This is a genomic window from Sulfitobacter sp. S190, from assembly GCF_025141935.1.
Taxonomy (GTDB): Bacteria; Pseudomonadota; Alphaproteobacteria; order Rhodobacterales; family Rhodobacteraceae; genus Sulfitobacter.
In genome coordinates, this window is record NZ_CP081120.1 from 2245801 (window position 1) to 2259533 (window position 13733).

Annotated in this window: 15 protein-coding genes and 1 tRNA gene; 5 read left to right on the forward strand and 11 right to left on the reverse strand. The window is 53.9% G+C overall.

What is annotated here, in order from left to right:
• Positions 1 to 11 precede the first annotated feature (11 nt).
• Complete coding sequence (locus K3756_RS11260) at positions 12 to 302, reverse strand: DUF6525 family protein (RefSeq protein WP_259987424.1); 291 nt, start codon at positions 300 to 302, stop codon at positions 12 to 14.
• Between the two features lie 105 nt (positions 303 to 407).
• Here K3756_RS11260 and K3756_RS11265 point away from each other — a divergent pair, with 105 nt between their 5' ends.
• Together K3756_RS11265 and K3756_RS11270 are read left to right on the forward strand one after the other, a co-directional pair.
• Complete coding sequence (locus K3756_RS11265; RefSeq protein WP_259987426.1) at positions 408 to 836, forward strand: Rrf2 family transcriptional regulator; 429 nt, start codon at positions 408 to 410, stop codon at positions 834 to 836.
• Positions 837 to 998: 162 nt separating this feature from the next.
• The gene (locus K3756_RS11270; protein ID WP_259987428.1) at positions 999 to 1631 is read left to right on the forward strand and encodes a tyrosine-type recombinase/integrase; all 633 of its coding nucleotides are present in this window, start codon (positions 999 to 1001) and stop codon (positions 1629 to 1631) included.
• 86 nt (positions 1632 to 1717) lie between these two features.
• On the opposite strand, the gene K3756_RS11275 is transcribed toward K3756_RS11270, so the two are convergent.
• The 10 genes from K3756_RS11275 to K3756_RS11320 form a co-directional block, all read right to left on the reverse strand.
• On the reverse strand, positions 1718 to 3331 hold the full coding sequence (locus K3756_RS11275; RefSeq protein ID WP_259987430.1) for an exonuclease domain-containing protein: 1614 nt from the start codon (positions 3329 to 3331) through the stop codon (positions 1718 to 1720).
• A 66-nt stretch (positions 3332 to 3397) separates the two neighbouring features.
• Complete coding sequence (locus K3756_RS11280; protein WP_259987433.1) at positions 3398 to 5095, reverse strand: ATP-binding protein; 1698 nt, start codon at positions 5093 to 5095, stop codon at positions 3398 to 3400.
• A gap of 10 nt (positions 5096 to 5105) precedes the next feature.
• Entirely contained in the window at positions 5106 to 6134 is a 1029-nt protein-coding gene (locus K3756_RS11285) for an SIR2 family protein (RefSeq protein ID WP_259987435.1), read from the reverse strand.
• 342 nt (positions 6135 to 6476) lie between these two features.
• Positions 6477 to 7193: a site-specific integrase gene (locus K3756_RS11290; RefSeq protein ID WP_259987437.1), complete on the reverse strand. Its 717-nt coding sequence runs from the start codon at positions 7191 to 7193 to the stop codon at positions 6477 to 6479.
• A gap of 36 nt (positions 7194 to 7229) precedes the next feature.
• Complete coding sequence (locus tag K3756_RS11295; RefSeq protein ID WP_259987439.1) at positions 7230 to 7994, reverse strand: hypothetical protein; 765 nt, start codon at positions 7992 to 7994, stop codon at positions 7230 to 7232.
• Positions 7995 to 8016: 22 nt separating this feature from the next.
• On the reverse strand, positions 8017 to 8352 hold the full coding sequence (locus K3756_RS11300; RefSeq protein WP_259987441.1) for an AlpA family transcriptional regulator: 336 nt from the start codon (positions 8350 to 8352) through the stop codon (positions 8017 to 8019).
• 45 nt (positions 8353 to 8397) lie between these two features.
• A complete protein-coding gene (locus tag K3756_RS11305) occupies positions 8398 to 8613 on the reverse strand; it encodes an AlpA family transcriptional regulator (RefSeq protein ID WP_259987443.1) in 216 nt (71 codons plus the stop codon).
• A 106-nt stretch (positions 8614 to 8719) separates the two neighbouring features.
• On the reverse strand, positions 8720 to 9370 hold the full coding sequence (locus K3756_RS11310; RefSeq protein ID WP_259987445.1) for a hypothetical protein: 651 nt from the start codon (positions 9368 to 9370) through the stop codon (positions 8720 to 8722).
• Positions 9367 to 10554 (reverse strand): site-specific integrase, encoded by a 1188-nt coding sequence (locus K3756_RS11315; RefSeq protein WP_259987447.1) that lies wholly within the window; start codon positions 10552 to 10554, stop codon positions 9367 to 9369. Before K3756_RS11315 ends, K3756_RS11310 begins: the two co-directional genes overlap by 4 nt.
• A 150-nt stretch (positions 10555 to 10704) precedes the next feature.
• Positions 10705 to 10794: transfer RNA gene (locus K3756_RS11320), tRNA-Ser, on the reverse strand.
• 217 nt (positions 10795 to 11011) lie between these two features.
• On the opposite strand from K3756_RS11320, the gene K3756_RS11325 reads away from it, so the two are divergent.
• From K3756_RS11325 to tmk, 3 genes are read left to right on the forward strand one after another with little or no spacing between them, the layout of a single operon-like run.
• Entirely contained in the window at positions 11012 to 11896 is an 885-nt protein-coding gene (locus K3756_RS11325; RefSeq protein ID WP_259987450.1) for an SPOR domain-containing protein, read from the forward strand.
• Between the two features lie 24 nt (positions 11897 to 11920).
• Positions 11921 to 13090, forward strand: a complete 1170-nt coding sequence (locus K3756_RS11330; RefSeq protein ID WP_409202399.1) for a D-alanyl-D-alanine carboxypeptidase family protein — start codon at positions 11921 to 11923, stop codon at positions 13088 to 13090.
• The gene (gene tmk, locus K3756_RS11335) at positions 13087 to 13731 is read left to right on the forward strand and encodes a dTMP kinase (protein ID WP_259987452.1); all 645 of its coding nucleotides are present in this window, start codon (positions 13087 to 13089) and stop codon (positions 13729 to 13731) included. Before K3756_RS11330 ends, tmk begins: the two co-directional genes overlap by 4 nt.
• Positions 13732 to 13733: the final 2 nt, after the last annotated feature.

Here is a 13733-nt window from a genome sequence, read left to right on the forward strand (position 1 = left end):
GAGGATTTCCTTTAGGTCGGAGAATTCAGTTTGAAAGCGGTTGATTGCCGGTCGCGCGCAAGTGTGCGGGCTTCGGCTTGGGTCAGTGTGTGCAGGGCCTCATCGTGCGATAGCCCTTTCGCGCGCGATTTTGACCAAATGCGGCGAACCGAGTTCGGGGACCACGGCAAGGCGGCTTGCGCGACCCATTGGCGGACGGGTTGCGGCAGGCCATCATAGGTATCCATGGGATGACTATTGCGCCGCTTACGGCGCAGGTCGCATTGTCCAAGGTTGCTTGCATAGGGCCTGTTTGTTGACATTAATGCGCTCCGTCGCGGTCTGAGATGATCACGCAACTTACGCAGTTACTAGACAAATGCAACCGCAATAGTTACGTGCTTTATCAATCAGAAGGAAATCAGCACATGAAGCGCAACAGCCGCCTTTCCCTTGCCCTCCACACGCTGAGTCACATGGCTGGTGACCCCAGCCGCACGCGCACGTCTGCGGATATTGCCGCGCATGCAGGCACGAATGCTGTTGTTGTGCGGCGGGTCCTTGGAAAGCTGCGTGAAGCCGGATTGCTGGCGTCTGAAAAAGGGCATGCAGGCGGCTGGAAACTGGCGAAATCAGCTGAAATCATCACGCTGGCGGATGTTTATCTGGCATTGGACGAAAGGCTTGTGTCCGGCAGTTCCGATATAGCTGAACCATCTCACTGCAATGTCGAAACCGATCTGCAACGACGTGTCTCAGAAGTTCTTGAAGACATTGAGGAAAGCTTGGTGCAACGACTAGGCGAAACATCGATCGTTGATGTACACACCAAGACCTGCAGCTATTGCGATAGTTGAGGAAGCTGTATGGCTTTCGTTCTTTGGCAGCGGCAGAGACTACAGCCGTGTCGCGCGCCTAAGCTCTCGAAAATTCAGCTGCGACAAAGCAAGGCATGATATACTGGGCCGTCAACGTCGGGTTGTCGTTGTGGGAGGGCATGGCGGATCGGAGGATCAGTCATGGAAACACCAAACTTACCTGCCATTCGCGCACTTCGCCCTGCCTGGAACAAGGGCCGTATCGTCGGCCAGAAACGCCCATTAAAGCCAAAGCATGTCTGGGCGATCAGGGTTCGGCTCGAGCTTGCAGAGAACTATCGTGATCTTGCTCTCTTCAATATGGCGATTGATAGCAAGCTACGCGGTTGTGATCTTTGTCGCATGCAAGTCGTCGATGTGATGGCGTCTGTCCAGATCAAGGAGCGGGCGTCGGTACTGCAAAGCAAGACACAGAAACCCGTACGGTTCGAAATTTCGGAGGGCACCCGGGCATCTGTTGCGAAATGGATGGAAGACCCGCTAATGGTTGGGTCCGAGTATCTCTGGCCAGGCCGCTTCCACGAGCGTCTGCACATCTCAACCCGTCAGTACGCGCGGATCGTTCGGGATTGGGTTACGTCGATTGGGCTAGAAGCAACCGCTTATGGCACTCATTCGATGCGACGGACCAAGGTGACGCAGATCTATAAAAAAACGGGCAACCTTCGTGCTGTCCAACTTTTGTTGGGGCATACCAAGATGGACAGCACTGTCCGATATCTTGGTGTCGAACTTGAAGATGCTTTGGCCATATCTGAGGCAATTGAAATCTAATACTGCGGGCCGCTGGCAGGGACGGCCCTAAGCTGCCGTTGACCAACATTCAGGACACTGCGATGCAGCTTTTGGTAAGCTGACATTCAGTCAATTGCGACCAGTTTAAGAAACTCCGTTTCTCCCAAAATCCTGATTTCATGTCCCTCACGCTGCAGTTCTTCCGCACGCCGATGCTTACTGCTTTTATCATGTCCTGCTAACGTCGAGATATCTTGGTCACCGACGATCAGTAGCGTTACCTTCTTAGAAACGCCTGTTTTGATTGTGATCCCAGCTCCGGCAGCAAAAGTAGCTGCTTCCACACGCGACATCGCCAGTTGCCCCGTAAAGCACGCAACATGACCGTAAAGCGGACCATTTTGATTGCCTGAAACAGCTACTGAAGTTTGGTATTTCTGCTTACTCGGCTTCGCCAGTTCTGAGAAGTCTTCACCTGTTACCGTTTCCGCCAAAAGAACAACTTCAGCAGCAGCTCGAGCATCCTCTTCAGCGTCGTGATGCTCAAACTCTAAATCTAGGTGAGTCTTCAAGCTAGCCAAGCCGTGACCGCCATTGCCTTTCAGTTCTGGCCAGGCCTTACGTGCTATTTGAACGCTATCTACCCAAGTCGCTCTCAGCTCTGGAACGCTATAGTATTTACTGGCAGCGTTGAACGCCTGCTTGTCAAAATTACTGTGTTGTACAAGGACGTGTCGCTCCAGAAACGGCCGCAAGAATTGCAAGACTTCCTTGAATGAAGGAGCGCCCTTTACTGTTATTTCGTCAATGCCGTGCAGGGTGACATTAAAACTCTCAAAGCCTTGCTCCGGGTCAACAAGAATGCTGATGGTTTCGATGTCACCATTAGTGGCGACCATTGCCAATCCGACTTGGCATATGCTGCTATGTTGCTGATTTGCTGTTTCGACGTCTAAAGCCACAAATCGATATGTTTGGTTCAAAAATCTGTGCAAATCGAGTGAGGTATCTATCTTAGGAAATGCGGGACTCGGCGAAGGTGCACCCTGTTCGAGCAAGTTGGTTTTGACCGAATTTGATGGAAGTTCGGCCTTGCTCAACGCATATGTCTTTCCGCTTTGCACTCTCGATATCTCTCCAGCTTTTACCAGCCAGGAAATCAGGTTGCCTATATGACGACCATCTTGTTCGTTGAGTTCCGCTTTGACCTTGTTTTGCAGCACACCAGGTTTTGACGCGACAAGTTGTCGAATACGCTCAAAAAGCTCGGCAGACTTTAAATGCTTCTCGGCATCAGACCTGTATGGCTCTAAGTGATCGAACTCACGTGTGAGATCGATCACCTTTGAAAGCCCCTTGGTGTCACCATTCAGCGCCATCATAGTACCGCCTTGTTGCAACGCCGGAATACGGAGGTGTAGGCGCTCCCCATGCCCTCTAGGGTCACTCAACCAATCTCGGAGCGGAGTGATACTCAAGTGGGCAGCTTTTGCCGCGTCGGCGTACCTTTTCTCGGAGATTGCGTTTTGCAACTTTTCGAGCAAAGCGAAGTAATCGCCCCCAGGCATCTGAGCCGACATGGCTTCTAGTCTGCTTCTGCTTTCGTGCTCGATATCTTCGAGGCTGAGACCCGCAACGAAAGGCACACGTTCATCGCTAACGTTTACGGATTGCGTGGTGTTTTCCACTGCTCCAATAGCTTTCTGACCACCTACAATTCTTCTCAAAAAAGCAAACACTATGTCCCTCCGAAATAGACCAAAATTCAACCCAAGACTCAATTTCCGCCCTTCGAGCTTCCAACATTAGCTAGGAACCTTTTGATTTCGCCAAGTCGCCAACACCCCTGCAACATCCAGCTCCGCGGGCTCTTCATTCCACAAGGCGGTGAATGATGCATCAGCGCTGTCAGGAGTGGGTTTGGGTTTGTCAACTTTGATGCGTGTGGGCATAATCATAGAGTCGCCAATGAGGATCGCTTCACCACGTCTCAAGGAAGAGAACATCGATGTAATTCCTCGCACCGAGTCTGGTAGCAGATTGCGAACATATGATTGGTCATCTGGGTTGGAAATCCTTAAGCACAGAAAGCTTCCACACTGCGACAAGATCGTAGACGACATCTCTCTGGGCCGCTGGCTAATCACCGTGAGGCTAATGCCGTATTTTCGCCCTTCCTTAGCAATCCTTTCAGCGGACTCTCTAGGTGCTTGATTTGATGCAGAGTCGCTCAAGTAGATATGAGCCTCATCTGCAAAGATCGAAATCGGAAAACGCGAACCTTTGAGGCGGCTATGCCAGTAAGAAAAATCAAACAAGCACCTCAATGTTAACGAAATCAAAGAGCCTCTAACGTCGAAAGGTACTGGGCTGAGATCAAGAACGACAATCTTCTTACGATTTGAGCTTTCTTCACCAAGCAGTTTGCGGAATAGATCATCCATTGAGGCGCTGGTGTTATATGTCTGGGGCTTGAAAATAAGGTCGTAACGTCGGTCGTTTAACCGTGACTCAAGCCGCATAAGAAGGCGAGTAAACTGCCCGTGAAGCGGGCCTTTTACTTTTTTAGTAGAACCTTGAACCATCTCGATATCAAGACGTGTGAATTCGTCGATAATTTCCGTGAGATCGAAGTACACTGGTGTGTCGATGGTCACCTTTTCCAATCCAAGTGCGGCATTCTCAGGATGATTTTCCTTTGCAGCCTGCAAAAGTTCCTTAAACTTTGCGTTTTGGTTTGGAGCACTGGACTCGGCCCGATCTATCATCAGAGACAGGATTTCTTCAGCGTTCATCAACCAATATGGCATTTCAATATCAGCGGCCGAAATGACTTCAGCTTCATCACCGAATGCCTGAGCATACTCCCCATGCAGATCTAGGAGTAGGACTGTGGATTGAGGGAAGGCTGCGATCTTCTGCAAGACCGAAGCGACAGTCCAAGACTTCCCGCCACCGGTTTGACCAAGTATTGCAGCATGACGGCTAAGAAACGCATCAAGGTTCATTTTAGCATCTTGCTCTGGCAGGAGAGATAGCTTTCCCAACGAGAAATCGCCTTCGGCAAAGCTCGTATAGATGTTGTTGATCGTCAATGGCAGCACCGCGAAGACAGGCGCGTTTACCGTCGGTAGAACATTGGTTCCTCGCTCAAATTCTCCAGTGGCATCCATAGTTCCAATTGGGATCGTTACGAGTTGCCTCAAGACCTGATCCACAACATAATCACCTGCTGCAACTGTTGTTTTCACTTCAGCGGCTCCAACATTGGCCTCCCTCATCCTAGTTTCTGTGACCAAGCAAAGCAAAGTACCGTTGGGCAAAGACAATTCTACAAACGAGCCAGGTTGGCCGATTAAGATATTCACAGGACCGTCGGGAGTAGTGACATCAACGGCCATTTCTTCGGGTACGCCAACGTTACTCTCACCGTCGAAATCCATTAGTGCGACGGCTATCGAATCGCCTTTGACCTCAATCACTTTTCCGATCTGATGTTTCAAATTCTATCCCCTAAAAGAGTTCAACAAACTTACTAAATTTCCATGTGTCGCTATCTTCTATGTGCTCACGCCCACCAATCACTTTTTTGTTGCTGCAAACGTGAAGTACGTTGGGCCGAGCGCGCAAATCACTAATGCCTTGTGGTTCGCCTTCGCAGAAGTTGGAAAGCGATATTCCCCCAGATGAAATATGGGGTTTCATTAAACTGTCATTAATATGGCTGTCGCCAAAGCTAAAACCCGATGAAATGAGGTATTTGCAACGGCTACTTAAGATCGAGTTCGAGACATGAAAAAGGCGATCATATGGACGCGACAGAGTCTCAATCACTTTGGTGCGCCTCGGAAGGACCATGCACCTGGCATCTTGGTCGACGATAGCGCTTGGAGCGGCTTCGAAAATTCTGTCGTCTCGTCTATACCAAGACACCGATCCATGAAGCTTTATCAGACGAATGGTTAAACCGTTTTCTGGCTTGAAGGTTGAGCCTGACGTTTCACCAGACACCATTGAAAACTCTTGCTCTGAAAAATGTCGCGTTGTTGCGCCGACAAAACCATTTACCAACTTCAAGCCAACTTCAGAACACGCGTCCTCAATCAAGAGGTCGTAATTTGTTGTAAAAAGCCACACGTTTGTGGGGCGCTCAAAAGCTCTCCACTTCAAGCGTTCTAAGAACTTTACTTGATTGGTAATATCGGGGTTCGTAACCCCCAAGATAACATCCCGGACCAACTCTCGTATTTTCTCTTTGAGTAGCTGATATTTTGGGAGAGGGTTGTTCGCGTGGTGAGCAATCACCAAGTCTGAAATTTCTTCGATGTTGGGTAGCCCGTTTGTGCCATCATAAGTCAAACCTGAGGCGGCAAGTATTTCATCCATCGAGGTGCGGTCGATTGCAGTTAACGCGTCGACCACAGATTTTGTGAGCCCGGTTACCAGCGGGTAACCAGACTCAAATGACGTACCAGCGCCAAACAGGAACCCAAGGTTATCAATGCTTGTTCCCGTTTTTGGGACGAATTCTTCAATACTCAAATCTGTACTTCTCAAAATAAGCGGCGCAATCGGGCCCAATCAAGAGTTGCACACTTTAAAGGAGATCGCCAGCCACAGCCCCGTCTCTTGATAATGTCAAATTCTCAGTCGAATGACTGCTAGAGCATCGAAACTTGCTCAATGTGCACATCGCAGCGAATGTCAGCTTTCCGCCCGAGATCGCCGAACCCCTTTTGCGCAAGTCTTTGCCAGAGGTAGGCTATTGTTCGAATAACCCGGAACTGCAAGAGCTGGGATCGGCATCTTTCCATTACAGGTTCCAGTCCAACAAGCGCTTGGCTGCAGGCGCTGGCGACTAAGTTGCTCCGCACTCTTTCAGGTTCATGACAGCTTTTTGAACCTTCCTTCGATATATTCAATTACATCTGCAAGGATCCCTGCAACTTCGATCGAATCCGCGGTTGTCTCTACGATGTCTTGCATGATCTCAATTCTTTTTTCGTCGGGTATATTTCCATACCACTGATCAGTCGTCTGTTCAGTGGTATGTCCCATGTTGGTTGACCACGCTTTGCGTTGCATTTGCGTCAACTGGCGCTCATCACGCGCAGCACTGATGGTGTGCCGCGCGGCGTGAGGCGTGTAGGATTTAGGCGAATTTTGGCACGCACATTTGAACGCATCCGTAACGATCTGAGTAGTCGTTGGAACCGGGATGCGAGGTCCGACAGGCGAACGTAGCTTCAGTCGTTTCTCTGCCGGAATTGCTGCATCGCCATTCTGAAAATTAAGTCGCCGGAGCTCGTTCAGCCAGCTAATCACCTCTTCCTCGAAGGGCCTTGGGATCGGGAACCAGGACACCACGATACTCTTGCCTGCCTTCGAGCGTGATATCTTCGTATCCTGTATGATACGTCGCTGGGCAATGTCGATATGTTCGACGCGCAACGACGCGATGGTGTCTGCACGCAAAGCACCCAGAAATGCGCTTGCAAATACAGCACGCGCGCGCCTGTCCTTCAGCGAGTGCGACGGCATATCCTGCAAAAGCTTTTCCGCCTCTTCAAGGTTGGGGTACGCCTTTTGCTGGATCGGCATCGCGCACGCGATAATCGCTTTGGGAAGCTGCAGATATCATGCGAAGTCGCGGGGAAGCCGCCGATACCCCGGCTGAGAGATCAGCCAGTCGAAGAATGCAATGAGATGCGACTGGAAATGCTTGTTCGACGATGCCGACAGGGAGTCGGCGACGTCGGTATCAGCGCGGCGTTTCAGGTCATCGCGCACTTTGGCGAAGTCGGTCAGCACGAGGCTAGCAAACGACTTTCCTGACAGACAGTTCTCGAAATACCGGATTGCAGCCAAATGCTTGACAACTGTCTTCTTGCTGTAACGCGCCGCATAGGTTTGCCATTTGTGAATGATGCGATCGTTAGAAAAGTGGACATCCGGCACATCGATTTGCCGGCACATCCAAATATCCCCATGCTTTCGCTTCTTTACTTCGTCTTGGCAGCCCATGGGCGTATTTGGATTGCGACAGTCTGTAGGTGTGTCGCAATCAATCTCACGGGCCAGCACCTGGATCTTGCCTTGGCAAAGAGGGCAGGCTCCCGTGCGCATCCGCCGTCCGTTTTTCGCAAGATCAAAATGAATACTATCGGGGTGCGGCATTACGGCACTCGCGCAGCGTCGGCAATAAATCTCGCCAACGCCCAATCTCCTCCTGCGCATGGCTGAACGTTGTTTATGGAATGCGACTACGACTTCACCGCGGAAGACGAAGGGTCTGTGACTGTCCGACGGCACCAGACCGTCCTTCACCCAGTTGGACACCGTGTTTTCCGTCACTTTGTATTCTGTCACAAGGTCATTTACAGAATAGACCGTGTTCTTCATCAGAGAGATGCCATTATATGATTTAGTCATCGCGCACCTCGCGGCCGCCATCGCCGATGACTTTTTGTTCAAAGCCCGAGAGCTTCTCTTCAAATTTTACCAGATCGCTGAATTTCCAACGGGAAGTACCCTTGCTCAGCTTTACGGGAGCAGGAAAATTCCCGTTTTTTTCGGCCCAGCGCCACACAGTTGCCCGTGAAATACCGTAGCGGTGCGAAACGCTGCGGTCTGACAGATAACTTTCTGCGCAAAGTGCGCATCCTGAGCGATCGGGCTTTGCGGCCTTCTTACCGCGTTTTTCGTGCTGCACCGCCACAGCGAAAAGTTCAAGTTGCTCAGTTTTCCCTGCCTTGGTCATTTAAAACCCCGCACGAGAAGCACAACTTTACCACCCTCAATGACATTAAGCATGTGACGGTGTCCCGCCTGGGATGATACGCTGCGCAGCGACCCATTCGTTCAGGTCAGCGCCGCGATACACGATCTTGCGCCCCAGCTTGTAATAGACAGGGCCCATGCCTTTGTGCCGCCATTGGGCGAGCTTGGTGCGGTCGCCCAAGAGTTCGAGTTCAGGGTCGCCCAAGACGTAGTTGCGATCGCTTTGAAAGAGTTCAGCCACCAAGATTTTCCTTCCATTGCATTGAAATACAATGGTCTGCTTCGGCTTGTTTCGGCTTTATCGGTAGTCCCCGATATCCAGATCGGGGACCTTAAAACTTCAGAAATCAAAGAAATAAAATTTGCTCAGACAGAGCGACATAGGGTGTCTGCGTGCCGCGTGGACAGCTTGAACTCAAAATCTGCCTGTACGCTTCTGCGACTTTGATCACCTCGCGTCGTCCGGTTGATCGATCTTCTTCCAAACCTAGCGCGATACTCAAATGTACAATTCCACGATATTGCTTCCAGATCTTGCGGAGACTGTCATGGTCTTTGAACACATTTAAATTTTCTCTAATTGACTGCTCTCGTACCTGTTGAAGTATGCCTGTCTCCGAGTACACGCCGTCGTATTTTTTATCGAGGATCGACGTCAGGATTTTCATCCCGATTAAGTCGGCGGTTTCAAGTCGGCGTTGATTACTTGCTTTGCCAGAACCTGTAAACCGCGCCTCAGTTTCAAAGAGACAACGCTTCGCGACATCCCGCTTCCTGGCAGCTAGGGCCATCTTCTTGTAATGTTCGTCTATTGAGGGAACTTTTATACGCCCCGCCGCATGATCTTCGACAAGAAAACTATCGGTTTCGGCTTCGACTTCGTGTCGAACATTTGCGATCGCACGCATTCTTAGGTCGTGGGTAGGTTCGCTCAACGCAACGTAGAACATCTCCAGATACCGGATCTCGAAGTTGTTAAAATAGACGGTTTCTATCATCCCTGCTCTCCTCGGGCCGCACTCGAAACAAACCCCGACCAGGCAACCATTAAGTCCCGCCTCTTTTCGAGCAAATCTGAACGGGCATAAGCCCTCTCGACATCTGAACCTACCGTATGCGCGAGGCTTTTTTCGGCCACTTCGCGCGGCGCATTCGCGACTTCGGCCGCCCAGTCTCTAAACGTCGATCTAAAGCCATGTACGGTAATACCCTCTACGTTCATACGCCGCAGAAGCATCAACATAGACATATTCGACAGCGGTTTATGTCTCTTCTGACCTTCGAATACATATGTGGATTTCAAAGCAACCAGCGGCTTCAGGATCGCCAGCGCTTCGGGTGTCAACGGAACTCGATGCGCGGTGCCCGTTTTCATCCGCTCGGCCGGGCATGTCCAAAGCTGCCTATCAAAATCAATTTCCTCCCAACACAAGCCAAGAACCTCATTCGTCCGAGCACCGGTCAGGCAGGTGAACATAAGTGCTTTTGCCGCCATAGCCTGCCTTTGGTTCAGCGCGGCATAGAGCGCGGGAATGTCTTGCCATTTCATTGCTTTGTGATGTGTGACTGCCGCCTTGACCTTCGGCAAAGTCCCGGCGCTCTTGATCAGCTCGACAGGATTTTCGCCCGACCGAAAGCCCTTCGCCCTCGCCACGTCCAGCACTGTCTTGATACGTTGCGCTAGACGCTTCGCTGTCTCATGCTTCTTGGTCCAAATGGGCAAGAGGCACATCATGACTTCTGGCTGGTCAATGCGGTCGACCGGCATCCCGCCGATCTTTGGAAACGCGTAATCACGCAACGTGTTTATCCATTGCTGTCCGTGCTTGCGATTTTTCCAAGTCGGCATACGGTCAGCGTGGACCTGCCCTGCAATCTCTTCAAAAGTTGGAACGTCGCGAGTAACATCAAACCGCGGGTCCTGACCCTGCCTTGCCAACCGCCGATACGCGAGCGCCTTCTCCCGTGCCTCGTTGATCGTAATTAGATTGGCACCACCCAAACCAAAGTCTGTCCGCAACGGTGCTCCCCGCTTGTTTCGCCGGCCCTTCACAATAACCCTGACGATCCAGCGTCGCGCACCTGAGGAGTCGACAACTAGGTAAAGTCCATTACCGTCACCATGGCGCCCAGCGCCTAATGTTTCGACCAGCTTCTTCGTAAGCCTTCCCGAAATCGCCATCACTGCATACCTCAGTTTGTACCACATAGTGAATAAAACTGACCATAATCGAGTGCAACTCAATACGCTACATAAACCGACGTAACCGCATACTAAGATGCAAAAAAATCGCGCCAACGGCATTGAGCGAAATCTGGGAAATTGTGAAGGTGGCGGAGGCTCAGGGATTCGAACCCTGGGTACGCTCTCACGCACGCCGGTTTTCAAGACCGGTGCATTCGACCACTCTGCCAAGCCTCCGCGTGGGGCTGTGCTAAAGGGCGCTTTTTGATTCTGCAATCGCGCTTTCTTGCCCGTGAGGGGTGGGGAATTTTGCCGATCCATGCGCCTGCGCCTTGTCGATGGGGCGCGTGGCAGGCTAGAGTGCCCCGAAAGCCCGTCAAAAGGGTGGTCAAGCATGCCTACAAGCATGGCGAAATGCCGCTCAAGCGGTGAAGAACAGGCAAGGACGAGGGACATGAGCAGCGCTTCTCTTATCGACGTTTTCCGGTCGGGACACCGGATCAGGATCATCGCGGGCAGCGCGCTCGCGCTTGGCCTTCTGGCCGGATGCGAGGACGGTGCGGGCTTCCGGCTGCCGGGTCTGACGCCAGCCCAGTCGGCCGACGCGACCGCCACAGACACAGGCCCCGTCATCGAACGCGACGTCGAAGCGCCCGAAATCTTCTCGGTCACCGACGACGGATTGTGGGACGGACGGCCAAGTCTGGGCGGTGTCTGGGTCGCGCATCCCGACGTGACCGACCCCGAGCGCGTGATCATCCGAAACCAGACAAACGGCAAATTCGTAGTGGGCGCCTTGTTCCGCCGCGAACGCGAAATCCCCGGCCCGAAGCTTCAGATCTCTTCGGATGCGGCGGCGGCCCTCGGCATTCTGGCGGGCGCTCCGACCAAATTGAACGTCACCGCGCTCAAGAAGGTCGAAGAACCCGCGACACCGGCCGCCCTGCCCGACACGGAAACAGCCGCAGGCATCGACGCGGCAGCGCCCGTGACGGCTGCACCGCTCGACCCGGTTGCGGCCGATGCCTCTGCCGCGATCGATGCGGCCCCCTTGGCCACGCCCACACCGCCCGCGGCCCCCAAACCGCGCCCGCAGGCCAGCTCCCTGTCGAAACCGTTCATCCAGATCGGCATCTTCAGCATCGAGGCCAACGCCAACCGGGCCGCCAAGCAGATGCGCGGCGCGGGTCTGGCCCCGCTGGTCAAGCAAAGCCAGATCAACGGCAAGACATTCTGGCGCGTGGTCGTCGGCCCCGCCGCCAATAAATCCGAACAGGCCAAGATCCTGTCGACCATCAAATCCGAAGGCTTTACCGATGCCTACGCGGTATCAAGCTAAGCCCCGCTAAAGGAGACTACCCTCGTGCGACCCCTTCGCCTTGCCCTCGGTCTGGCTGCTTTGCTGGCCTCTTCCGCCAGCGTGCACGCCTTTGAAACGCGCGCCAGCGCCGCCTATGTCGCCGATTTCACCACCGGCACCGTGCTGATGGCCAAGAACGCCGACGAACCCCTTCCGCCCGCCTCCATGTCAAAACTGATGACGCTCTACATGGCGTTCGAAGCGGTCGATAACGGCATACTGGAACTGGATCAGAAGCTGCCGGTTTCCGCCGCGGCCCAGGCCTATGGCGGGTCGACCATGTTCCTGCAGGCGGGCGAGCGTGTCTCCGTCGAGGATCTGCTGCGCGGCATCATCGTGCTGTCGGGCAACGACGCCTGCGTGGTGATCGCCGAAGCCCTCGCGGGCACGGAAGCGAAATTCGCCCGCCAGATGACCCAACGCGCACAGCAGCTGGGCATGACCAACTCGACCTTTACCAATTCCAACGGCTGGCCCAAGGCCGGTCACCGCATGTCGATGCGCGATTTGGGGCTGCTGGCCACCACGCTGATCCGCGACTACGCGCAATACTACCCGATGTTTTCGGAAACCGAGTTCCTCTTCGACGAAAAGGAGGCGCAGAACCGCTTCAACCGCAATCCGCTGCTGGGTCTCGGCATCGGCGCGGACGGTCTGAAGACCGGCCACACCCAGGAAGCAGGCTACGGCCTTGTAGGGTCGGCCAAACAGGGCGACCGCCGGGTCGTGTTCGTGCTGTCGGGCCTCGATACGGCACAGGCCCGCGCGCAAGAGGCCGAAGCGGTTGTGAACTGGGCGTTCCGCCAGTTCGCACAGACCACGCTGGGCACCGAAGGCCAGAAGATTGCCGATGCCAATGTGACCATCGGTGCAGAACCGCAGGTCGGGCTGGAACTGGCCGAGGATCTGTCGCTGCTGGTGCCGACAAATCCAATCGAGCCGCTCAAGGCCGAAGTCATCTACGAAGGACCGATCCGCGCGCCCATTCTCAAGGGTGACAAGCTCGGTGAGCTGGTGATCAGCCCCGAAGGCCTGCCCGAAAAGCGCGTGCCGCTCGTGGCGGACCGCTCCATCGCGCCCTACGGTTTTGTTGACAGGGTGATGGCCGCGGCACAGCACCTGCTGGTGCGGCTGAACCAGGGACCGGTCGACGCGGGCGAGAACGCTTCGTGAGCGCAAAAGGGCTGTTCATCAGCTTTGAAGGCATCGACGGTTCGGGCAAATCCACACAGGTGGGCCGATTGGCCGATGCCCTGCGCGCGCGGGGCCACGATGTGATTGTCACCCGCGAACCGGGCGGCAGCGACGGAGCGGAGGAAATCCGCGCACTTGTGCTTCAGGGCGATCCCGACCGCTGGTCTGCCGAAACGGAACTGCTGCTTTTCACCGCCGCACGGCGCGACCATCTCGAACGGTTGATCCGGCCTGCGCTGGCACAGGGCAAGATCGTGATCTGCGACCGTTTTGCCGACAGCACCCGCATGTACCAGGGCCTGAGCCGTGGCAATCTGCGGGCCACCGTGGACCAGTTGCACAATCTGATGATCGGGGTGGAGCCGGACCTGACGCTGCTCATCGACATGGACCCGGCCAAGGGGCTGGCCCGCGCCAAGGGGCGTCAGGGCGCCGAGGAACGCTTCGAGGATTTCGGTGCGGACCTGCAGGAAGCGATGCGCGCGGGCTTTCTCGATCTGGCCGCTGAATACGCCGATCGCTTTGTAGTGATCGACGGCGCCCGGGATATGGACGCGGTCGCACGGGACATTCTGGAGGCCGTCGGCCAGCGGCTCGATCAAAGCGGAGCGGCCCCCTGACG

Bases quoted from the DNA above. Each gene is read 5' to 3' on its own strand.
- K3756_RS11260 (WP_259987424.1), bottom strand. From the start codon at position 302: ATGTCAACAAACAGGCCCTATGCAAGCAACCTTGGACAATGCGACCTG.
- K3756_RS11265 (WP_259987426.1), top strand. From the start codon at position 408: ATGAAGCGCAACAGCCGCCTTTCCCTTGCCCTCCACACGCTGAGTCAC.
- K3756_RS11270 (WP_259987428.1), top strand. From the start codon at position 999: ATGGAAACACCAAACTTACCTGCCATTCGCGCACTTCGCCCTGCCTGG.
- K3756_RS11290 (WP_259987437.1), bottom strand. From the start codon at position 7,193: ATGCCGATCCAGCAAAAGGCGTACCCCAACCTTGAAGAGGCGGAAAAG.
- K3756_RS11295 (WP_259987439.1), bottom strand. From the start codon at position 7,994: ATGAAGAACACGGTCTATTCTGTAAATGACCTTGTGACAGAATACAAA.
- K3756_RS11300 (WP_259987441.1), bottom strand. From the start codon at position 8,352: ATGACCAAGGCAGGGAAAACTGAGCAACTTGAACTTTTCGCTGTGGCG.
- K3756_RS11310 (WP_259987445.1), bottom strand. From the start codon at position 9,370: ATGATAGAAACCGTCTATTTTAACAACTTCGAGATCCGGTATCTGGAG.
- K3756_RS11315 (WP_259987447.1), bottom strand. From the start codon at position 10,554: ATGGCGATTTCGGGAAGGCTTACGAAGAAGCTGGTCGAAACATTAGGC.
- K3756_RS11325 (WP_259987450.1), top strand. From the start codon at position 11,012: ATGAGCAGCGCTTCTCTTATCGACGTTTTCCGGTCGGGACACCGGATC.